The organism is Sphingomonas populi, assembly GCF_004208535.1.
Taxonomy (GTDB): Bacteria; Pseudomonadota; Alphaproteobacteria; order Sphingomonadales; family Sphingomonadaceae; genus Sphingomonas; species Sphingomonas populi.
This window is the reverse complement of record NZ_SGIS01000007.1, coordinates 53249-72969: the sequence shown is the minus strand read 5'-3', so window position 1 is coordinate 72969 and position 19721 is coordinate 53249. Positions and strand designations below refer to the sequence as shown.

The window sequence follows — 19721 nt, the reverse complement described above, 5'->3', positions numbered from 1 at the left end:
GGAGCGGAAACGGGGTCAGTCACGCTCCCAGCCGATAGAGGCTTGGGGTCGGCGGCTCAATGCCGCTGGTTGAGCATCGCGAACGTCTCGTCGTAGTGGCCGTCGTGCTCGGCGTTGCGCAGAAAGAGCACGCGCTCGACGGTGTTCTCCGGGCCGTGCGGGTGCGCTTCGAACAGCGCCATCGTCTCGGCGATATAAGCGTCGAGCGGCATCGAATTGGGGTTCTGCGCGTGGCCGGGCATCAGATCGGTCGCGACGGCGGGCGGCGCGATCTCGATCACGTCGATGCCGGTCGGCGCAAGCTGCGCGCGCAGCGACTGGCTCCAGCTATGGATCGCCGCCTTGGTCGCGGAGTAGGTCGGCGTCGCGGCCAGCGGCACGAAGGCGAGGCCCGACGAAACGGTGAGGATGCTTGCCTTGGGCTGCGCACGCAGATGCGGCAGCAGCGCGGCTGTCAGGCGGATCGGACCGAGCAGGTTGGTCGCGATCGTCGCCTCAGCGGTGTCGAGCGCGAAACCATCGGCGAGCAAATCTTCAGCCCGCATGATGCCGGCGTTATGGATGACGACGTTGAGCGCGGGGTGGGCGGCGGTGACCGACGCCGCGAACGGCGCGATCGCGTGCGGGTCGGCGATGTCGAGCTGCGCGACGGCGATGCCCGGAACATCGGCGGCGAGCTGTTCGAGCGGCTCCAGCCGGCGGCCCGCGACGATCACGCGGTTGCCGCGTTCGTGCAGCGCGATGGCGAGCGCACGACCGATCCCCGATCCGCCGCCGGTGATGAGAATAACGTTGCCGGTGATGTCCATGCTGCGTCTCCTGATGAAGGGTGATGGACGCGGATGTAGCGCCTCGGTTACGCATGGAAAGTAAGCACCGAAAAGTTCGGTACTTACCAAAAGGAGAGTTATGGAAGATACGTCGTGCCACCCGGAACTCGATCCTCGTGTCGAGGCGCTCGTCACCGATGTGATCGGCCGCGTCGCCGACAAATGGACGATGATCGTGCTGGAGGCGCTGACCCAGCATCCGGTGCTGCGCTTCACCGAACTCGTGCGCGAAGTAACCGGAATCAGCCAGAAGATGCTGACGCAGACGGTGCGCGCGATGGAGCGTGACGGGTTGCTGGTACGCACGGTCCACCCCGTCATCCCGCCGCATGTCGATTACCGGCTGACCGATCTCGGACACACGTTGAGCGAAGCGTTCTGCGGCGTGTGGACTTGGGCCGAGACCAATATCGACCGTATCGAGCGCGCCCGGCAGGACTTTGATACGCGCAAAATCCGATAGCGGCGTTCCCTTTCGGGGACAGGGACACTAAGGGCTGGACGCTTCTGGAGAAGGCTGCCCCATGTCGAACGAATCGAACGTCCAGTTTTCGGAGCGTGAAGCTCTGCTGTTCCACTCCGAGGGACGCCCCGGCAAGATCGAGATCATCGCGTCCAAGCCGATGGCGACGCAGCGCGATCTCGCGCTCGCCTATTCGCCCGGCGTCGCGGTGCCGGTGCTGGCGATCGCGCAAGATCCTGCACTTGCCTATGATTACACCGCCAAGGGCAATCTCGTCGCGGTGATCTCGAACGGCACCGCGATCCTGGGCCTCGGCAATCTCGGTGCGCTCGCGTCGAAGCCGGTGATGGAAGGCAAGGCGGTGCTGTTCAAGCGCTTCGCCGACGTCGACTCGATCGACATCGAACTCAAGACCGAGGACGTCGATCGCATCATCGACGCGGTCGAGCTGATGGAGCCGAGCTTCGGCGGCATCAACCTCGAAGACATCAAGGCGCCCGAATGCTTCGTGATCGAGCAGACCTTGCGCGAACGCATGAACATCCCGGTGTTCCATGACGATCAGCACGGCACCGCGATCATCGCCGCCGCCGGCCTCATCAACGCCTTGTTCCTCACCGGGCGCGACATCAAGACCACCAAGCTGGTGGTGAACGGCGCCGGCGCGGCGGCGATCGCCTGCGCCGCGCTCATCAAGGCGATGGGCTTGCCCGGCGACAATCTGCTGATGTGCGACCGTACCGGCGTGATCTATCAGGGCCGTGAGGGCGTCAACCAGTGGCAGTCGGCACACGCCGCCGTCACTGATCGGCGCACGCTGGAGGAGGCGCTCGACGGGGCCGACGTGTTCCTGGGCTTGTCCGCCGCCGGCGCGCTGCCGGCCGAATTCCTGGCCAAGATGGCGCCCAAGCCGATCATCTTCGCGATGGCCAACCCCGACCCCGAAATCAGCCCGCCCGACGCCAAGCGCGTTCGCCCTGACGTCATCATCGCGACGGGCCGTTCGGATTATCCGAACCAGATCAACAACGTGCTCTGCTTCCCGTTCATCTTCCGCGGCGCGCTCGACGTGCGCGCGACGACGATCAACGACGAGATGAAGGTAGCCGCCTCGCAGGCGCTGGCGGCGCTGGCGCGCCAGCAGGTTCCCGAGGAGGTCGCGGTGGCCTATGGCGTCCAGCACAGCTTCGGCCCCGATTACATCATCCCGGCACCGTTCGATCCGCGCCTGATGGAAATCGTCCCCGTCGCCGTCGCCAAGGCGGCGATGGATTCGGGCGTCGCCACCAAGCCGATCCTCGATATCGAAGCCTATCGCCAGAGCCTCAAGGCGCGGCTCAATCCGACCACCTCGGTGCTGACGCTCGCGTATGAAGGGGCCAAGGCGCATCCCAAGCGCGTGCTGTTCGCCGAGGGCGAGGAAGAGACCGTGCTGCGCGCGGCGATCGCGTTCAAGGACGGTGGCTACGGCGTGCCGGTGCTGGTCGGTCGTGACGACGTGCCGGATCGGCTGCGCGCGCTCGGCGTCACCGATCCTTCCACCTATGAACTGCACAACAGCCGCAATTCGCCGCTGGTGCCGCGCATGGTCGATTTCCTGTACGAGCGGCTCCAGCGGCGCGGCTATCTGCGCCGCGATTGCGAGCGGATGATCAATCAGGATCGCAACATCTTCGGCGCGGTGCTGCTCCAGCTCGGCGAAGCCGATGCGATGATCACCGGCACGACCCGCACGTACGCGCACACGATGCGCGAGATCCGTCGCGTCATCGATCCGGCGGCGGGGCGCACGCCGTTCGGCATTCACCTGATGGTCGGCCAGAGCCACACCGTCTTCCTCGCCGACACCACCGTCAACGAGCGGCCGACCGCCGAGGAACTCGCCGACATCGCCGAGGATACGGCGGCGGTCGCGCGCCGCATGGGGCATGAGCCGCGCGTCGCGTTCCTCAGCTATTCGACCTTCGGCAATCCCGGCGGCGACTTCCTCGACAATATCCGCGATGCGGTGACGGTGCTCGACGGGCGGCAGGTCAGCTTCGAATATGAAGGCGAGATGGCGGCGGACGTCGCGCTCAACCCCAAGCAGCTCGCCAACTTCCCGTTCGCGCGGCTGTCGGGGCCGGCCAACGTGCTGGTGATGCCGGGCCTGCAATCGGCCAACATCTCCGCCAAGCTGCTGCGCGAACTCGGCGGCGATGCGGTGATCGGCCCGATGCTGATCGGCATGGAAAAGAGCGTGCAGATCGCGCCGATGACATCGACCGCGAGCGAGCTGGTGACGCTGGCGGTGCTCGCCGCAGGCGGCATCGCGCGGTAAGTGCGGCAAACCAGATCCGTTCGTGCCTCGACGTCGCTCGGCACGAACGGGTCCGGGTAAGTTTCTCTACCCGGCCCGCGCCCGCACGAACGCGGCCGAAACCCAGCCCGAGCGACACGGCCCGGCATAGCCGCGCGGCGATGCCACCGGCGCCGAGACGCCGCAATCGGCCGCAGCGCCGCCGGCGGGCGGCACCACCACACCCTGCCAGCGCTGGTCGAGCGAATGCGAGCACAATAGCAAAGCGGTGCCGTTTTCCAGCCGCCCGATCTCGCTCGCTTCGGCGAACGGCGCGGTGCGTATCGGCAGATAGGGTTGGTCCTGCGGCGACAGGTTGACGACCGTTCCCGCCGCCGCGCACGCCGCGAAGCCCGGGCCGCCCTCGCCGATCCGCACGGGCTGTACCCCCGGCGACAATTGCGCCTCCTGCTCGCCGGCATTGTAGATCGCATCGGCATCGCCGCTCCCGCCGCGCGGGGAGCAGGCAAGCGATAGCAGGCACAGGGCCAGGGCGATGCGTTTCATATAGGTGATTCTACCGCGTTCGCAGGGATATGGCGAGCGCAGACGCCGACCTGTCGCGCCGAAGCACGGTGCCGAGGGGCAGTCATCGTTGGTGTAACACGCTTCATCGGAAAAGGTTCCGTTCATCGCTGCGACAGGGTTTTCATCGTGTCCGCGACCTGCTCAATAGCCTCAACGAAGCAAAAGACCTTTGGGGGGTCGCATGAAATTCCAATTGATCGCAGCGCGTTTTGCGCTGGTGTTGTGCTGCGCCCTAACGGCAACGGCCCCTGCGGCGGCTCAGTTCTGGCAGTGTGCGCCTTATGCTCGCACGATCTCGGGCATCGAAATTCGCGGCAACGCCAATACCTGGTGGGGTCAGGCCGCTGGCCGGTATGATCGCGGCCACGCTCCCAAGGTCGGCGCCGTCCTCGCCTTCGCCTCGACCGGCCATATGCGCCTTGGCCATGTCGCGATGGTCAGCGCGGTGGTAAACGACCGCGAAGTGCTGCTCACCCACGCCAACTGGTCGCGTCGCGGTGGCATCGAGACCAACGTTCGCGCGGTCGATGTCTCGGCCAATGGCGACTGGAGCAGGGTCAAGGTCTGGTACGGCCCGCAGCACGATCTCGGCACCACCGCTTATCCCACCAAGGGCTTCATCTATTCGGGCCATGCCGGCAATGACGATGTCGAGCCGGACACGAGTGCTCCTGCGCCGAGGATGACGCTGGCGAGCGCGCAGACCGGCGCGATCGAGACCGCCGCCTTCTAAAGCGCGCGACACACGTTACCCCCTAAAATCCACTTGCCATTTTAGCGCGTTCCCCGTCCGTTAGAGCGGTACAGGGGGAACAGGCATGTCGCAGGCAACACGCATTCTGCTGGCGCTGGTGAGCGGGCTGTTGATCGGCATCGCGCTGGTCGCGGTCGACGCGAAGCTCGCGCTGACCATCACCGGCTTCACCCAGCCGGTCGGGCTCGCCTGGCTGCACGGGTTGCAGATGGTGATCGTGCCGCTGATCGTCGGGTTGCTGGTGACCGGCGTGGGCGCCGCTGCCGATGCCGCGCGCGCCGGCAAGCTCGCACTGCGCGCGGTGCTGACGATGGTCGTCATCCTGTGGTCGACCACGATCATGTCCGCGATCGTCACGCCGCTGCTGCTCGATCTGTGGCCGTTGCCCGCAAGTTGGTCGGCGGCGCTGCGGCAGGCGCTGACCGGCGCGCAGCCGGTCGGCGCGGTGCCGACGCTGGGTGCGTTCTTCGAGACGATCGTGCCGTCGAACGTGGTGAGCGCGGCGGCGGGCGATTCCTTCCTGCCGCTCACCGTGTTCGCGCTCGCGCTCGCCTTCGCGATCACCCAGCTCGCGCCCGAACCGCGCGCGATGCTGACGCGCTGGTTCCAGGCGATCACCGATGCGTTGCTCATCATCATCGGCTGGGTGTTGCGGCTCGCGCCGATCGGTGTCGGCGCGCTCGCTTATGGCGTGGGCGCACGCACCGGCGCGGCGGCGTTCGGCGCTTTGCTGCATTATATCGTCGTCGTGTCGGCGATCGGCTTCGTCGTCTTGCTGTCGGCCTATCCGGTCGCGGTGCTGTTCGGCCGGGTCTCCCTGTTCAGCTTCGCGCGCGCCGCTGCACCAGCGCAGGCGGTGGCGATCTCGACGCAATCCTCGCTCGCGACCTTGCCGACGATGCTGGCGGCCAGTGAATCGCTCGGTGCCGCGCCTGCGGCGGCGGGGATCGTGCTGCCGCTTGCCGTCGCGATCTTCCGCGCGACCAGCCCGGCGATGAACCTCGCGGTCGCGCTCTATATCGCGCACTGGCTCGGCGTGCCGATCGGGCCGGGTGCGCTCGCGGCGGGGGTGTGTACGGCGGCGATCACGACGATGGGGTCGGTCAGCCTGCCCGGCACGATCAGCTACATCGCCTCGGTCGCGCCGGTCGCGTTCGCGATGGGCGTGCCAATCGAGGCGCTCGGGCTGTTGATCGCGGTCGAGACGATCCCCGACCTGTTCCGCACCGTCGGCAACGTGACGATGGACATCGCGATCACGGTCGGGCTGGGGCGGGCGCGGGAGGGTGGGCAAGAGCCACCGTTCGTCCCGAGCGAAGTCGAGGGACTGCAACGAGGCGCAGGTGTCTCGACTTCGCTCGACACGAACGGTTGAGGGTAGGATTACAGGATTACAGCGGCCCATTCCTCTACAACGCCAGCATCCGCTTCGAGCAGCATCTGCCCCGTTTTCTCCCGAAGCGCGCGATCGACATCCAGCCGCGCCAGCGCCCACACCGCTGCGCCGCGCACCACCGGCGCAGGATCGCCCAGCAGCCGCGCGACCGGATCGACCAGCGCCGGCACCCCACTGTTACCCGCCGCGATCAAACAATTGCGCACCATCCGGTCGCGACCGATCCGCTTGATCGGCGATCCCGCGAACACCGCGCGGAAATCCGCATCACTCAGCGCAAGCAGATCGGCGAGCGCGGGCGCGGCGAGTTCCGCGCGCGGCAGAAAGGCGCGGTTGGCGGCGGCGGCGGTGGCGAACTTGTTCCACGGGCACACCGCGAGGCAATCATCGCAGCCATAGATGCGATTGCCGATCCCGGTGCGAAATTCCTGCGGGATCGGCCCGGCATGTTCGATCGTCAGATACGAGATGCAGCGCCGCGCATCGAGCCGGTAGGGCGCGGGAAAGGCGTCGGTCGGGCAAGCGCGCTGGCAGGCGTCGCACGATCCGCAGCTATTGCGCCCACCCACATCGGGGTCGAGATCGAGCGTCGTGTAGATCGCACCGAGAAACAGCCAACTCCCGGCATCGCGGCTGACGATGTTGGTGTGCTTGCCCTGCCAGCCGAGACCGGCGGCTTCGGCGAGCGGCTTTTCCATCACCGGCGCGGTATCGACGAACACCTTGAGGTCGGTGCCCGGCGCCTCCGCCATCAGCCAGCGCGCCAGTGCCTTCAATGCGCGCTTGACGACATCGTGATAATCGCCGCCCTGCGCATAGACCGAGATGCGGCCTATGCTGCCTTCCTCCGCCAGCGCGAGCGGATCGGCGGCGGGCGCGTAGCTCATGCCGAGCGCGATCACGCTGCGCACCGCCGGCCACAATGCCGCCGGGCTTTCGCGCTGCCCGGCACGCTCGGCCATCCACAGCATGTCGCCGTGCATCCCTTGCGCGAGCCACTGGTGCAGCCGTTCACCCGCACGCGGCGTCGCGTCGGCGCGCGCCACGCCGCACGCCACGAAGCCAAGCTCCGCCGCTTTCGCCTTGAGCCGGCTGCCAAGCAGGTTGTGTTCGCTCATCATTGCCCGCTACCACGCCGCCATGCGGCCAGCACTCTTTCCGTTATTATTGCGCGAAAACGAGGCCCCGTGCGGAACCTTCGTGTGCGTGGAATGTCCCTCGACTGCGCTCGGCACCAACGGGAATGGAACGCGATGAACGATCTGGCGATCAGCGCGACCGGGCTGGTCAAGACTTTCGGCGGCAAGCGCGTGGTCGACGGCGTCGATGTCGCGGTGCCGCGCGGCGCGATCTACGGTGTGCTCGGCCCCAATGGCGCCGGCAAGACGACGACGTTGCGCATGTTGCTCGGCATCATCGAACCCGATGGCGGCCACCGCAGCCTGCTCGGCCACAGCCATCCGCGCGATGCGAGCGACCGCGTCGGCTATCTCCCCGAGGAGCGCGGCCTGTATCCGGCGATGCGCGCCAAGGACGCGATCGCCTTCATGGGCGCGTTGCGCGGCCTCGATCTCAAGACCGGGCGCAAGCGCGCGGTGACGCTGATGGAGGCGGCCGGCCTCGGCTACGCCACCGACACCAAGATTCGCAAACTCTCCAAGGGCATGGCGCAGCTCGTCCAGTTGCTCGGCTCGGTGGTCCACCAGCCCGAGTTGCTCGTGCTAGACGAACCCTTTTCCGGGCTCGATCCGGTCAACCAGGAACGGCTCGAAGCGCTGATCCTCGCCGAACGCGATCGCGGCGCGACGATCGTGATGTCGACTCACGTCATGGCGCATGCCGAGCGGCTGTGCGACCGGCTGACCATCATCGCCGGCGGCAAGCACCGCTTCGAGGGCACCGTCGCCGAGGCGCGCGGGCTGCTGCCGATGCGCGCGCATTACGTGCCGGATCGCGATGACCCCGCGCTTGCCGCGTTCTTGCCTGAAGGCGCGGTGCATCAGGCGGACGGTTGGCGCTTCCCGGTGCCCGACGGCGGGGTCGAGGCGGCGCTCAAGCGGCTGATCGACGGCGGCCACGGCATCGCCGGCCTATCGATCGAGCGGCCCGGATTGCACGACGCCTTTGTCCGCATCGTCGGCGCGAGCGCGCTCGAAGGCGCCCAGGAGATCGCGGCATGAGCGCCAATTCCAACCGCATCATCCGCCAGACGCTGACGATCGCGCGGCGCGATTTCGTCGCAACGGTGTTCACGCCGACCTTCCTGCTGTTCCTGCTCTCTCCCGTCATCATGCTGTCGTTCGGGCTGGTCGGCGCGGGCGGGGCTACGTCGATGGCGACCAATGCGGCCGAGAAGGCGCAGATCGTCGCGATCGTCGCGCCCGACCAGCAACCGGCGATGCGCGCCACCGACGCGCGGCTGCGCCGGCTGTTCGGCCGTTCGGACCAGCCGCCGGTGCTGACGTTCGAAACTCCCAAGGCACAACCCGCCAGCCAAGCGCGCGCGACGTTCGCGGGTGCCGGGGCGGACACCACCGCCGCGCTCTACGGTGATCTCGCCGCGCCGACGATCCTCTACGGTGCGCAAGGCCGCGGCGATTCGCGCTATCTCGCCGAGCTCGCCGAGGGCACGCTGCGCGCCGACAAAAGCGGCGCGCCGCCGGTGAGCACCGCCACCTTCAAACCGATTGCACGAGAACGCGCCTCATCGGGCGGGCACAGCCAGGCGGCTTTCTTCAGCGTGTTCGGCATTTTCTTCCTGTCGCTGCTGCTCTCGGGCCAGGCGGTCAGCACGATGGCGGAGGAACGCAACAACAAGGTGATCGAGATCCTCGCCGCCGCAGTTCCGCTCGAAGCGGTGTTCTTCGGCAAATTGCTCGGCATGTTCGGCTCGGCGGTGCTGTTCGTCGGCTTCTGGGGCACGCTCGCCAGCCAGATCGCCGCGTTGCTCCCCGCCGGCATGGCGGGCGGGCTGGGTGAGATCGGCCCGGCGATCGGCCTGCCGCTGTTCGTGCCCCTGTTCTTCGCCTATTTCGCGATGGCGTACATGCTGCTCGGCGCGGTGTTCCTCGGCGTCGGCGCGCAGGCGACCACGCCGCGCGAGTTGCAGATGCTGTCGCTGCCGATCACGATCGTCCAGGTGCTGATGTTCAGCCTCGCCCTGCGCGCGGCGGGTGGCGCCGACGGTTGGGTGACGCGCTTCGCCGAAATCTTCCCGTTCAGTTCGCCGTTCGCGATGGCGGCGCATGCGGCGAACTTCTCCGACGTGTGGCCGCATCTGCTCGCGCTGGCGTGGCAGGCGTTGTGGGTGGCAATCGCGATCACGGTCGGCGCGCGCGCGTTCCGGCGCGGGGTGCTGCAATCCGGGAGTGGACGCTGGTTCAGGCGTGCCGCGCGCGCGCCTGTAGCTGGCGAGTAGCAGGATCAACCCCCGTTCGGGCTGTATGTTGCGGTCGCTCAAGCTGCATCCGTGCATTCGCTCCTCGCGTACTTATATACCTCGCATCCTTCAAAGAGGCTCTCTGGAATGCACGATCGCAGACAGTTCCTGACGCTTTCCGCCTCGGGCGCGGCGGCGTTTCTGTTGTTCGGGTGCCGTGGCGCCACCGCCGCGCCGCCCGAGCATTTCGAGGTCACGCTGTCCGACGCGCAGTGGAAGACGAAGCTCTCGCCCGCCGCCTATGACGTGCTGCGCCACGAAGGCACCGAACGCCCCTTCACGAGCCCGCTCAACGATGAGCATCGCAAGGGTGTGTTCGCCTGCGCCGGCTGCGCGCTGCCGGCATTCGCGTCGAAGACCAAGTTCGACAGCGGCACCGGCTGGCCGAGCTTCTGGGCACCGCTCGCCAATGCCGTGCGGACGCGCAACGATGGGTCGCTCGGCATGTCGCGCACCGAAGTCCATTGCCGGCGCTGCGGCGGGCACCTCGGTCATGTCTTCGACGATGGCCCGGCGCCGACCGGCAAGCGCTATTGCATGAACGGCGCGGCGCTGAAGTTCACCCCGGCCTGATTGTCCTACCGCGTGTTCAGGGTTTGGCACCTGCCCGATCGGGCGCTAGAGCGGACGGCATGGATCGAGCAGACGTAATCATTCTGGGCGGCGGGCTGGTCGGCAGCGCGCTTGCCGTGGCGCTGTCGGCGCACAAGCTTACCGCGATCGTCATCGACATCGCCGATCCCGACGTGATCCTCGCTGCCGGGTTCGACGGGCGCGCCTCGGCGATCGCCAGCGCGCCGACCCGGCTGCTCGGTGCGATCGGCGTGCTCGAACGGCTTGAGGGCGCGGGCTGCCCCATCCAGGGCATTCGCGTCAGCGACGGTCTCGCCCCCGGCAAGCTCGATTTCGCGCCCGAGTCCGGCGAGACCGCGCTCGGCACGATGTTCGAGAACCGGCTGCTGCGCCGCGCCTTGTACGAGGCGGCACAGGCCGCCGAGGGCGTCGAGGTGCGGATGAAGACCCGCGCCGTCGCCACCACCCGCGACGCGCACGGCGTTTCGGTCACGCTTTCATCGGGCGAGGTCATCCACGCGCCGCTGCTGATCGCCGCCGAGGGTCGCGCCTCGCCGACGCGCGAGGCGGCCGGGCTGAAGGTGGCGCGCTGGCAATATGATCACAGCGCGATCGTCACCTCGCTCCACCACGAACAGCCGCACGAGAACATCGCGTTCGAGATCTTCTACCCGCAAGGCCCGTTCGCGATCCTGCCGCTCAACGACGACGCGCAGGGCCATCGCTCGGCGATCGTCTGGTCGGTCAAGCGGCACGAGGCGCCGGGCATGGTCAAGCTGTCCGAACGCGGCTTCCTCGCCGAATGCGAGAAGAAGATGGGCGGTTTCCTCGGTAAGCTCGGGCCGCTCGGCCAGCGCCAGAGCTATCCGCTCGGCTTCCACCATGCCGCGACGATCACCGCCGAGCGGCTGGCTTTGGTCGGCGATGCCGCGCACGGTATCCACCCGATCGCCGGGCAGGGCGTCAACGTCGGCTTCCGCGATGTCGCGACTTTGGTCGAGGTGTTGGTCGAGGCCAAGCGCACCGGCCTCGATCTCGGCGACCGGCAGGTGCTCGCGCGCTATGAACGCTGGCGCAGCCTCGATACGTTCATGGTCGCCGCCGCTACGGACGGGCTGACGCATCTGTTCGGCATTCCCGGCAAGGCGGCCAATGCGGTGCGCCGCTTCGGGCTGTCAGCGGTTGATCGGCTACCGCCGCTCAAGAACCGCTTCATGGCCGAAGCGCGTGGCGAGAGCGGCGACGTGCCCAAGCTGTTGCAGGGCATGACGGTTTAACATCGCCCTCGATCAGCCGAATAGCCCAACCCGTTCGTCCCGAGCGAAGTCGAGGGACATGCCTAAAGCGCAGGTGTCTCGACTGCGCTCGACACGAACGGGTTGAGTTTTATTTTTAAACAGAGGCCCTTCCCTTACAAAGCCGGTTTCGGCGTCCGGTCCGCGTTGCGCTTGTCGGCGACATAGGTCTGGCCGTTGTCGCCCTTGACGATGTCGAACGCGCCGGTTGCTTCGAACAGCGCGGGGAAGTTCTTCACGCCGTAGTTGCGGGGGTCGATCGGTGCCTGGCGCTTGGCGGTGCTGCCCGCCGCCGACATCGAGGCCCAGCCATCATCCCACGATGCCGCTTCGACCGCACCGCGCAGCAACTCGATCAGCTTCGCGTCCTGCGCGGTCGGCTTGGGCTCGGCGACTGCGGGCTTTCCGCTCGCTTTCTTGCCCGCCTTGGGCTTGGTGGCGGGTTCCGTCGCCGGCTCCTTGGCGGCGCTGCCTTCGAGGCTGTCGAGATACAGGAAGGTGGTGCAGGCGTTGACGAAGGGCGACGGCGTCTTGCGCTCGCCGAACCCGTACACGTCATGGCCGTTGGCCTTCAACTGCATCACCAAAGGCGTGAAATCGGCATCACTCGACGCGATGCAGAACGCATCGGGCTTCTGCGTGTAGAGCAATTCCATCGCATCGATGACGAGCGCGATGTCGGTGGCGTTCTTGCCGGTCGAATAGCTGAACTGCTGGATCGGCCGGATCGCGAATTCGTGAAGCTTTTCGCGCCAGCCTTTCAGGCCAGGGCTGCCCCAGTCGCCATAGGCGCGGCGGATGTTGGCGGTGCCGTATTTCGACAGTTCCGCCAGCATCGCCGCGATGTTGCTGTGCGAGACATTGTCGGCGTCGATCAGCAGCGCGATGCGGCGGTCAGGGGCCGGCGCGGCGGGTTGGTCTTTTTCCAAGCGAATTCCTTTTATTGACCGAAGTGCGGCGGGTGGCCAAGCAGTCCGGCATGATCCTGGCCCGCGATATCACGATGACCCGCGCGATGCGCGTGCCGATGCTGCTCGCGGGCATTCTCGCAGCCGGTAACGCGCGTGCGCAGGATGTCGATCCGGCGACCGGCGATATCGTCGTGCTGGGGCGCGGACTCGATCTGCCACCGGGCACGCCCGCCTACGGATCGGTGACGATCAATCGCCAGCGGCTGGAGAATGATGCCTCGGGCCGGGTCGAGGATGTTCTGCTCGACGTCGCCGGCTTCCAGCAGTTCCGCCGCTCGGACAGCCGCTCGGCCAATCCCTCCGCACAAGGCGCGACGCTGCGCGCGCTCGGCGGCAATGCGTCGAGCCGGACGTTGGTGTTGCTCGATGGCGTACCGATCGCCGATCCGTTCTTCGGTTATATCCCGTTCAATGCCGTGATCCCGAGTCGGCTCGGCGGCATCCGTGTGACGCGCGGCGGCGGATCGGGTCCGTTCGGCGCCGGCGCGGTGGCGGGCACGATCGAGATGACCAGCGCCAGCCGTGCGGATTTGCCGACCAGCTCCGGTCAGGCACTGTACGGCAGCCGCAACGCGCAGACGGTCAGCGCCACCGTGGCGCCGTCGGTCGGCAGCGGCTTCGTTGCGCTGTCGGGCCAATTCGAGCGCGGCGACGGCTTCCAGACCACGCCCGAGGATCAGCGCACGCCCGCGACCGTGCCGGCGCGCTACCGCGACTGGTCGACGGGCTTGCGCGCGGTCGCGCCGCTCGGGCCGGATACCGAGGTGCAGTTTCGCGGACTCGTGTTCGGCGACAACCGCACGTTGCGCTTCAAGGGCGCCGATTCCAGTTCAAGCGGCGAGGATGCCAGCATCCGCCTGATCTCGCACGGGCGTTGGCAGGTCGATGCGCTCGCTTATGTGCAGGCGCGCAATTTCGCCAACACAGTGATCAGTTCGAGCAGTTTCGCGTTGACGCTAGACCAGCGCAACACCCCTTCGACGGGCATCGGCGGCAAGATCGAGCTGCGCCCGCCGGTGGGGGGCGACCACGTATTGCGCGTCGGCGGCGATGTCCGCCTCGCCGACGGGCAATTGTTCGAGGATGCCTATGGCGCGGTTATCACGCGCCGCAACGCCGGCGGCAACACCAGCGTCGCCGGGCTGTTCGTCGAGGACAATTGGACGCTCGGCCGGCTTGTGCTGACCGGTGGCGCGCGAGTCGATCACTGGACGATCACCGACGGCTTCTTCCGCCAGCGCAGCGCCGCCGGTGCGCTCACCACCGACACCGCCTTCCCGAGTCGCGACGGCACCGAGGCGACCGGGCGGGCGGGCGCGCTTCTCAAACTCGGCGCGGTCGATCTGCGGCTGGCGGGCTATACCGGCTTCCGGCTGCCGACGCTCAACGAACTGTACCGGCCGTTCACCGTCTTCCCGGTGACGACCCAGGCCAACGCCAACCTCTCGCCCGAACGGTTGCGCGGCGTCGAGGGCGGTATCGACGCACGCCCCCTGCCGGGCATGACGCTGAGCCTGACCGGTTTCTACAACCGGCTCGGCGACGCCATCGCCAATCTGACGATCAGCCCCATTCTGCGCCGGCGCGGCAACGTCAACGCGATCGTCGCCAAGGGCGTCGAGGCGAGCTTCGACTGGCGGCGCGGTGCGTTCGATCTCTCGGCCAGCTATGCGTTCAGCGACAGCAAGGTCGATGCGCCCGGCATGGCGTTCAATGGGCTGATCCCCGCGCAAAGCCCGCGCCAATCCGCGAGCGCGACGCTGGCGTGGCAGCCGCGTTCGGGGTTGCTCGCTTCGCTCACCGCGCGCCATGTCGGGCGGCAATATGAGGACGATCTCCAGACCGATGTGCTGCGCGCCGCGACCACGGTGGATGCGTTCGTCAAACTGCCGGTGCGCAAGGGCGTGGCGGTGATCGCCCGCGCCGAGAATGTGCTCGACGAGACGGTGGTGACGCGCAATCAGGCGGGGTCGATGGACCTGGGCACGCCCCGGACCGTGTGGATCGGCGTTCGCTTCGGGGCGTGAACGTTTCCCAATGTTCGTCCCCAGCGACGTCGAGGGATGAGACCTCAGCCAGCGTTCTTGCGCCGCGTCACCCAGCCCTTGCGCGCCGCTGCCGAGCGCTGCTCGGCCGAGCCGGATTTATGCGCCTTGCCACCGCGCGACGCGGCGACATGCGTATCGGGCTTGCCGCGTCCCGAACCGGACAAATTGCCGCCGCCCGATTCCTTGTTGACCGTCGCCCAGGCACGCGCCTCAGCCTCTTTCTCGGGAACGCCGCGCTCTTCGTAGCTTTGCTCGATGTGCTCGGCCTTGCGCTTCTGCTTGGTCGTGTAGGCGTCCTTGTCTCCGCGCGGCATGATGGCTCTCCTTTGCTCGCTGCCCGCTAAAACGCGCGAAGCGATCACGCGTTTCCGGCTCAGCCCACGCCCAGTTCCACGCCTTGCCCAAGCGTCGCGACGAGCGCCTTGAGATCGCTCGACTCGGCCTCGCCCGGCGCCCAGCGCCCGGCGTAGAAGGCGATCAGCCGGTTGACGAAATCGAGCTTGAGCACCACCGCCGGCGACAGCCGGAACGGGTAGAGATCGGGCTGGCCCATGCTGCGATTGATCTCGTTGATCGCGAAGGCGAACGGAATCCAGTGCGCGGTCAGCGTCGCGGTGTCGGCGCGATAGGGATCGAAATCGATCACGCTGTCGGGCGTGCCGGGCGCGGCGGCGGGCATCGCATCCAGCCGGGTGCCGAACCCACCGATCGTCGCGAGCGTGTCGACGATGTGTGAATGGTGCGCGAAGGTCTCGGCGAAATCCTCCCACGGGTGCATCGTCGCATAGGCGGAGACATATTCGTCTTCCCAGCCGGCGCGCAGCGGATTGGCGTAATGCGACTGGAGCGCCGCCTGATAATCGGCACGCTCGTCGCCGAACAGGGTGCGGAACGGGATCAGGTCCGGCCCGAATTGCACCAGCCGCGACCAGAAATAATGACCGATCTCGTGGCGGAAATGGCCGACCAAAGTGCGGTACGGCTCGCCCATCTGGCGGCGGATGCGCTCGCGCTGCGCATCGTCGGCTTCGATCAGGTTGAGCGTGATGAGGCCGTTTTCATGGCCGGTGAAATGCCGGGGGGCGTAGCCCTGCTCGGCCGAGGTATCGTAGAGGAAATCGAAGGCGAGGCCGTGGACGTTCTGCGCCTTGGTCTCCAGCTTGAGGCCGAGCCGCATCAGCCCGTGCAATACGCGGCGCTTGGCATCCTCGATCTTGGTCCAGCGTTCGAGCACGCCGGCGATGGCGAGATCGGGGATGATGCGGTTGTGCCGGCAGGCGAGGCACATCGGCTGCGGGTCATCCACCGCGACCACCCAGTTGCACACGCCGTACCGCGCGTTGGCACAGGGCTGCACCGTCACGACTGCGCCGTTCGCGTCACGCCACGCGCCGTCGGCCACGTCGAGGTGGAGGAAGCCGTTCGCGATCGGCGCAAACCCAAGCGGATGCGCGCAACTCGGGCAGACGCGCGATTCGAAATGGAGACGCTGCCGGCAATTGGGGCAGGTGTAGGCGGCCACGCGATGTCTCCGGGAAAGGACTGTCCTCGTTCAACGCGATGCCGCAACGCGAGTTTCGCGTGAGGAAAGCGGTTCGCGAGATTTTGGTTGCATAGCAGCAACGCATGCCGTCTGTTCAACCTTATGCTCAAAGCCGGCCTGCACCACCTCACCGCCTACAAGTACAACCGCCCGATCCGGCTCGGCCCCCAGGTGATCCGGCTTCGCCCGGCGCCGCACAGCCGCACCAAGGTGCCGAACTATGCGCTCAAGATCGAGCCGGCCGGGCATTTCCTCAACTGGCAGCAAGACCCGCACGCCAACTGGCTGGCGCGGATCGTGTTTCCCGATCCGATCGACCATTTCTCGATCGAGGTCGATCTGCTCGCCGATCTCGACGTCATCAATCCGTTCGACTTCTTCGTCGAGGAATATGCCGAAAATTACCCGTTTCACTATGACGATGCGCTGAGGATCGATCTCGCCGCCTATTTCGATCTGGAGCCGCAGGGGCCGCTGTTCGAATCGCTGGTGGCGCAGCACGCCCAGCACCGTGGCCGCACGATCGACTTCCTCGTCGATATCAACGCGAAGCTTCAGGAGCGGATCGGCTATATCATCCGCATGGAAAGCGGCGTGCAGACGCCGGAGGAATCGCTTGAGATCGGCCAGGGCTCGTGCCGCGACAGCGCGTGGCTGCTGGTGCAGTTGCTGCGCCGGCTCGGGCTCGCCGCGCGGTTCGTGTCGGGCTATTCGATCCAGCTCGTCGCCGATGTCGAGCCGGTCGAGGGGCCGAAGGGCGTCACGCAGGACGTGGTCGATCTGCACGCCTGGGCCGAGGTCTTCATCCCCGGCGCCGGCTGGGTCGGGCTCGACGCGACCTCGGGCATGTTCGCGGGCGAAGGCCATATCCCCTTGTGCGCGACGCCGCATTATCGCTCTGCCGCGCCGATCAGCGGCATGGCCGAACCGGCCGAGGTCGATTTCCATTTCGAGATGAGCGTCAGCCGCATCGCCGAGGCGGTGCGGATCACCCGGCCGTTCACCGATGATCGCTGGGCGGCGCTCGATGCGCTTGGCCAGCGCGTCGATGCCGATCTGGCCGCGCAGGACGTGCGCCTCACCATCGGCGGCGAGCCGACCTTCGTCGCGGCGGACGGCGGCTCGGCGCCCGAGTGGAATGGCGACGCGGTCGGCCCGACCAAGGCGGGCTATGCGGACACGCTGATTCGCGAATTGCGCACCAAGTTCGCAGCCGGCGGGTTGCTCCACCACGGCCAGGGCAAATGGTATCCCGGCGAAACGCTGCCGCGCTGGGCCTATGCGGTCTATTGGCGCGATGACGGCGTGCCGATCTGGCGCGATGCCGCGCTGATCGCCGAGGAAGACGGCACCGGCAAGCCGCCGGTCACGGCGGAGATGGCCGAACGCTTCCTCGAACTGATCGCTTCGGGGCTTGGCCTGCCCGCCGGCCATGTCGTGCCCGCCTATGAAGACCCGCTCGCCTGGTCGCTCAAGGAAGCCGAGCTGCCGGTCAACACCAGCCCCGAAGACCCCAAGATCGACGATCCCGAGGCGCGCACTCGCATGGTGCGCGCGTTCGAACGCGGGCTGTCCACGCCGGTCGGCTATGTGTTGCCGGTGCAGAAATGGCAGAGCAAGGTGCAGGGCGGCTGGCTTACCGAACAGTGGAAATTGCGACGCGGCAAGCTCTACACGGTGCCCGGTGACAGCGCGCTAGGCTACCGCCTGCCGCTCGGCTCGCTGCCTTATGTGCCGCCGTCCGAATATCCTTACGTCAACGCGCGCGACACCAGTGAGCCGCGCGAACCGCTGCCCGATTTCCGCACCCAGCGCGCCGAGATCGCGGACGCCCCCGCCACCGAACAGCGCATCACCGAACGCGCGCCGGTATCCGGTGCGCAGCCGCAGGAGCGGGTCGAGCAGGAGATCGTCATCGGTGCCGTCCGCACCGCCGTCACCGCCGAGCCGCGCGGGCATTTCCTGTCGGTGTTCATGCCGCCGGTGCGTACGATCGAAGAGTATCTCGAACTGATCGCCGAGATCGAGACCGCCGCCGCCGCGCTCGGTGTGCCGGTGCGGATCGAAGGCTATGCGCCGCCGACCGATCCGCGCCTCAAGGTGTTGAAGGTCACGCCCGATCCCGGCGTGGTCGAGGTCAACGTCCACCCCGCCGCGAGCTGGGCCGAGACCAGCGAGATCACCGAGACGCTGTACGATATCGCGCGGCGGGCGGGCTTGACCGCCGACAAGTTCATGCTCGACGGCCGCGCGATCGGCACCGGCGGCGGCAACCATATCGTGCTGGGCGGGCCGACGCTGTACGATTCGCCGTTCGTGCGCCGGCCCGATCTGCTCAAGAGCTTCGTGCTCTATTGGCAGCGCCATCCCGCGCTCAGCTATCTGTTCTCGGGGATGTTCATCGGCCCGACCAGCCAGGCGCCGCGTATCGACGAGGCGCGGCACGACGGCCTGTACGAGCTGGAGATCGCGCTCGCGCAGGTGCCGGGACCAGCCGCAGGCGAGCAGCCGCCGGCGTGGATCGTGGATCGGCTGTTCCGTAATCTTCTGGTCGATGTGACCGGCAACACCCACCGCACCGAAATCTGCATCGACAAATTCTTCTCGCCCGACGGCCCGACCGGGCGGCTCGGGCTGGTCGAGTTCCGCGCGTTCGAGATGCCGCCAGACGCGCGGATGAGCCTCGCGCAGCAACTGCTGCTCCGCGCGCTGACCGCGTGGTTCTGGCGCGAGCCGCAGCATGGCCAGCTCACCCGCTGGGGCACCGCGCTGCACGATCGCTTCATGCTGCCGCATTTCGTCTGGGCGGATCTGCTCGACGTGCTCGGCGATCTGGGCGGTGCTGGCTATGCGTTCGATCCGGCGTGGTTCGAGGCGCAACGCCAGTTCCGCTTCCCGGTCCACGGCACGATCGATGCCGGTGGCGTGAGCCTCGAAATCAGCCACGCGCTCGAACCGTGGCATGTCCTCGGCGAAACCGGAGCGATCGGTGGAACGGTGCGCTACGTCGACAGCTCGACCGAACGGCTACAGGTGCGCGGGAGCAATCTCACCGCCGGGCGGCACGTTCTGACGTGCAACGGCCGCCGGATTCCGATGGCACCGACCGGCGTGCCCGGCGAAGTGGTCGGCGGCGTACGCTACAAGGCGTGGGCGCCGGCCGACTGCCTGCACCCGCGCCTGCCGGTCAACGCGCCGCTGACCTTCGACGTGCTCGATACGTGGAGCGGGCGGTCGCTGGGCGGCTGCGTCTATCACGTCGCGCATCCCGGCGGGCGCAATTACGACGCGGTGCCGGTCAACGGCTTCGAGGCGGAGGCGCGCCGCAAAGCGCGGTTCCAGGATTACGGCCACACCCCCGGCCCGATTCCGGTGCCGCCGGAGGAACTGCCGAGCGAGTTCCCGCTGACGTTGGATCTGCGGCGACCGGCAAACTTGCGGTAAACGCGCAACGCGCGCGTACACCTACTGCCCTCACCCTTCCCACCCGGCTTCGCCGGGCGGGCCCCTTCCCTCTCCCGATGGGAGAGGGAGGGAGGAGCG

At 67.3% G+C, this 19721-nt stretch carries 16 protein-coding genes; 10 read left to right on the top strand and 6 right to left on the bottom strand.

Annotated features, from left to right (window positions below; all coding sequences use genetic code 11):
• Positions 1 to 56: 56 nt before the first annotated feature.
• The gene (locus EWE75_RS06370) at positions 57 to 809 is read right to left on the bottom strand and encodes an SDR family oxidoreductase (RefSeq protein WP_130155828.1); all 753 of its coding nucleotides are present in this window, start codon (positions 807 to 809) and stop codon (positions 57 to 59) included.
• Between the two features lie 100 nt (positions 810 to 909).
• Here EWE75_RS06370 and EWE75_RS06365 point away from each other — a divergent pair, with 100 nt between their 5' ends.
• The gene (locus tag EWE75_RS06365) at positions 910 to 1293 is read left to right on the top strand and encodes a winged helix-turn-helix transcriptional regulator (RefSeq protein WP_130155827.1); all 384 of its coding nucleotides are present in this window, start codon (positions 910 to 912) and stop codon (positions 1291 to 1293) included.
• Between the two features lie 61 nt (positions 1294 to 1354).
• On the top strand, positions 1355 to 3613 hold the full coding sequence (locus tag EWE75_RS06360) for an NADP-dependent malic enzyme (protein ID WP_130155826.1): 2259 nt from the start codon (positions 1355 to 1357) through the stop codon (positions 3611 to 3613).
• A gap of 66 nt (positions 3614 to 3679) precedes the next feature.
• On the opposite strand, the gene EWE75_RS06355 is transcribed toward EWE75_RS06360, so the two are convergent.
• Positions 3680 to 4138, bottom strand: coding sequence for a hypothetical protein (locus EWE75_RS06355; protein ID WP_130155825.1), 459 nt, complete (start codon positions 4136 to 4138; stop codon positions 3680 to 3682).
• Positions 4139 to 4340: 202 nt separating this feature from the next.
• Here EWE75_RS06355 and EWE75_RS06350 point away from each other — a divergent pair, with 202 nt between their 5' ends.
• Both EWE75_RS06350 and EWE75_RS06345 read left to right on the top strand, forming a co-directional pair.
• Positions 4341 to 4892, top strand: a complete 552-nt coding sequence (locus EWE75_RS06350) for a CHAP domain-containing protein (protein ID WP_130155824.1) — start codon at positions 4341 to 4343, stop codon at positions 4890 to 4892.
• Positions 4893 to 4977: 85 nt separating this feature from the next.
• Positions 4978 to 6288, top strand: a complete 1311-nt coding sequence (locus tag EWE75_RS06345; RefSeq protein ID WP_130155823.1) for a dicarboxylate/amino acid:cation symporter — start codon at positions 4978 to 4980, stop codon at positions 6286 to 6288.
• Between the two features lie 8 nt (positions 6289 to 6296).
• Here the strand turns inward: EWE75_RS06345 and queG are convergent, their stop codons facing one another.
• Positions 6297 to 7430, bottom strand: coding sequence for a tRNA epoxyqueuosine(34) reductase QueG (gene queG / locus EWE75_RS06340; RefSeq protein WP_130155822.1), 1134 nt, complete (start codon positions 7428 to 7430; stop codon positions 6297 to 6299).
• 132 nt (positions 7431 to 7562) lie between these two features.
• Between queG and EWE75_RS06335 the strand changes: the two genes are divergently transcribed.
• The 4 genes from EWE75_RS06335 (at position 7563) to EWE75_RS06320 (ending at position 11598) form a co-directional block, all read left to right on the top strand.
• Complete coding sequence (locus EWE75_RS06335; protein WP_130155821.1) at positions 7563 to 8489, top strand: ABC transporter ATP-binding protein; 927 nt, start codon at positions 7563 to 7565, stop codon at positions 8487 to 8489.
• On the top strand, positions 8486 to 9727 hold the full coding sequence (locus tag EWE75_RS06330; RefSeq protein WP_130155820.1) for an ABC transporter permease: 1242 nt from the start codon (positions 8486 to 8488) through the stop codon (positions 9725 to 9727). The genes EWE75_RS06335 and EWE75_RS06330 overlap by 4 nt, the downstream gene beginning before the upstream one ends.
• A 108-nt stretch (positions 9728 to 9835) precedes the next feature.
• Positions 9836 to 10321, top strand: coding sequence for a peptide-methionine (R)-S-oxide reductase MsrB (gene msrB, locus EWE75_RS06325; protein ID WP_130155819.1), 486 nt, complete (start codon positions 9836 to 9838; stop codon positions 10319 to 10321).
• Positions 10322 to 10380: 59 nt separating this feature from the next.
• The gene (locus EWE75_RS06320; RefSeq protein ID WP_130155818.1) at positions 10381 to 11598 is read left to right on the top strand and encodes a UbiH/UbiF/VisC/COQ6 family ubiquinone biosynthesis hydroxylase; all 1218 of its coding nucleotides are present in this window, start codon (positions 10381 to 10383) and stop codon (positions 11596 to 11598) included.
• A gap of 134 nt (positions 11599 to 11732) precedes the next feature.
• On the opposite strand, the gene EWE75_RS06315 is transcribed toward EWE75_RS06320, so the two are convergent.
• Positions 11733 to 12545 carry an NYN domain-containing protein gene (locus EWE75_RS06315; RefSeq protein WP_130155817.1) on the bottom strand — a complete coding sequence of 271 codons (813 nt, stop codon included), beginning with the start codon at positions 12543 to 12545 and terminating at the stop codon, positions 11733 to 11735.
• 50 nt (positions 12546 to 12595) lie between these two features.
• Here EWE75_RS06315 and EWE75_RS06310 point away from each other — a divergent pair, with 50 nt between their 5' ends.
• Positions 12596 to 14614 carry a TonB-dependent receptor plug domain-containing protein gene (locus tag EWE75_RS06310; protein WP_231708243.1) on the top strand — a complete coding sequence of 673 codons (2019 nt, stop codon included), beginning with the start codon at positions 12596 to 12598 and terminating at the stop codon, positions 14612 to 14614.
• A gap of 44 nt (positions 14615 to 14658) precedes the next feature.
• Here EWE75_RS06310 and EWE75_RS06305 read toward each other — a convergent pair whose 3' ends face one another.
• The gene (locus EWE75_RS06305; RefSeq protein ID WP_130155816.1) at positions 14659 to 14949 is read right to left on the bottom strand and encodes a plasmid stabilization protein; all 291 of its coding nucleotides are present in this window, start codon (positions 14947 to 14949) and stop codon (positions 14659 to 14661) included.
• A gap of 59 nt (positions 14950 to 15008) precedes the next feature.
• Positions 15009 to 16157: a zinc-binding metallopeptidase family protein gene (locus tag EWE75_RS06300; RefSeq protein WP_130155815.1), complete on the bottom strand. Its 1149-nt coding sequence runs from the start codon at positions 16155 to 16157 to the stop codon at positions 15009 to 15011.
• A 123-nt stretch (positions 16158 to 16280) separates the two neighbouring features.
• Here EWE75_RS06300 and EWE75_RS06295 point away from each other — a divergent pair, with 123 nt between their 5' ends.
• Complete coding sequence (locus EWE75_RS06295) at positions 16281 to 19622, top strand: transglutaminase family protein (RefSeq protein WP_130155904.1); 3342 nt, start codon at positions 16281 to 16283, stop codon at positions 19620 to 19622.
• The last annotated feature ends 99 nt before the right edge of the window (positions 19623 to 19721 follow it).

Bases quoted from the DNA above. Each gene is read 5' to 3' on its own strand.
- EWE75_RS06360 (WP_130155826.1), top strand. From the start codon at position 1,355: ATGTCGAACGAATCGAACGTCCAGTTTTCGGAGCGTGAAGCTCTGCTG.
- EWE75_RS06365 (WP_130155827.1), top strand. From the start codon at position 910: ATGGAAGATACGTCGTGCCACCCGGAACTCGATCCTCGTGTCGAGGCG.
- EWE75_RS06335 (WP_130155821.1), top strand. From the start codon at position 7,563: ATGAACGATCTGGCGATCAGCGCGACCGGGCTGGTCAAGACTTTCGGC.
- EWE75_RS06350 (WP_130155824.1), top strand. From the start codon at position 4,341: ATGAAATTCCAATTGATCGCAGCGCGTTTTGCGCTGGTGTTGTGCTGC.
- EWE75_RS06370 (WP_130155828.1), bottom strand. From the start codon at position 809: ATGGACATCACCGGCAACGTTATTCTCATCACCGGCGGCGGATCGGGG.
- EWE75_RS06305 (WP_130155816.1), bottom strand. From the start codon at position 14,949: ATGCCGCGCGGAGACAAGGACGCCTACACGACCAAGCAGAAGCGCAAG.
- msrB (WP_130155819.1), top strand. From the start codon at position 9,836: ATGCACGATCGCAGACAGTTCCTGACGCTTTCCGCCTCGGGCGCGGCG.
- EWE75_RS06345 (WP_130155823.1), top strand. From the start codon at position 4,978: ATGTCGCAGGCAACACGCATTCTGCTGGCGCTGGTGAGCGGGCTGTTG.
- queG (WP_130155822.1), bottom strand. From the start codon at position 7,430: ATGATGAGCGAACACAACCTGCTTGGCAGCCGGCTCAAGGCGAAAGCG.
- EWE75_RS06330 (WP_130155820.1), top strand. From the start codon at position 8,486: ATGAGCGCCAATTCCAACCGCATCATCCGCCAGACGCTGACGATCGCG.
- EWE75_RS06310 (WP_231708243.1), top strand. From the start codon at position 12,596: ATGATCCTGGCCCGCGATATCACGATGACCCGCGCGATGCGCGTGCCG.
- EWE75_RS06295 (WP_130155904.1), top strand. From the start codon at position 16,281: ATGCTCAAAGCCGGCCTGCACCACCTCACCGCCTACAAGTACAACCGC.
- EWE75_RS06355 (WP_130155825.1), bottom strand. From the start codon at position 4,138: ATGAAACGCATCGCCCTGGCCCTGTGCCTGCTATCGCTTGCCTGCTCC.
- EWE75_RS06320 (WP_130155818.1), top strand. From the start codon at position 10,381: ATGGATCGAGCAGACGTAATCATTCTGGGCGGCGGGCTGGTCGGCAGC.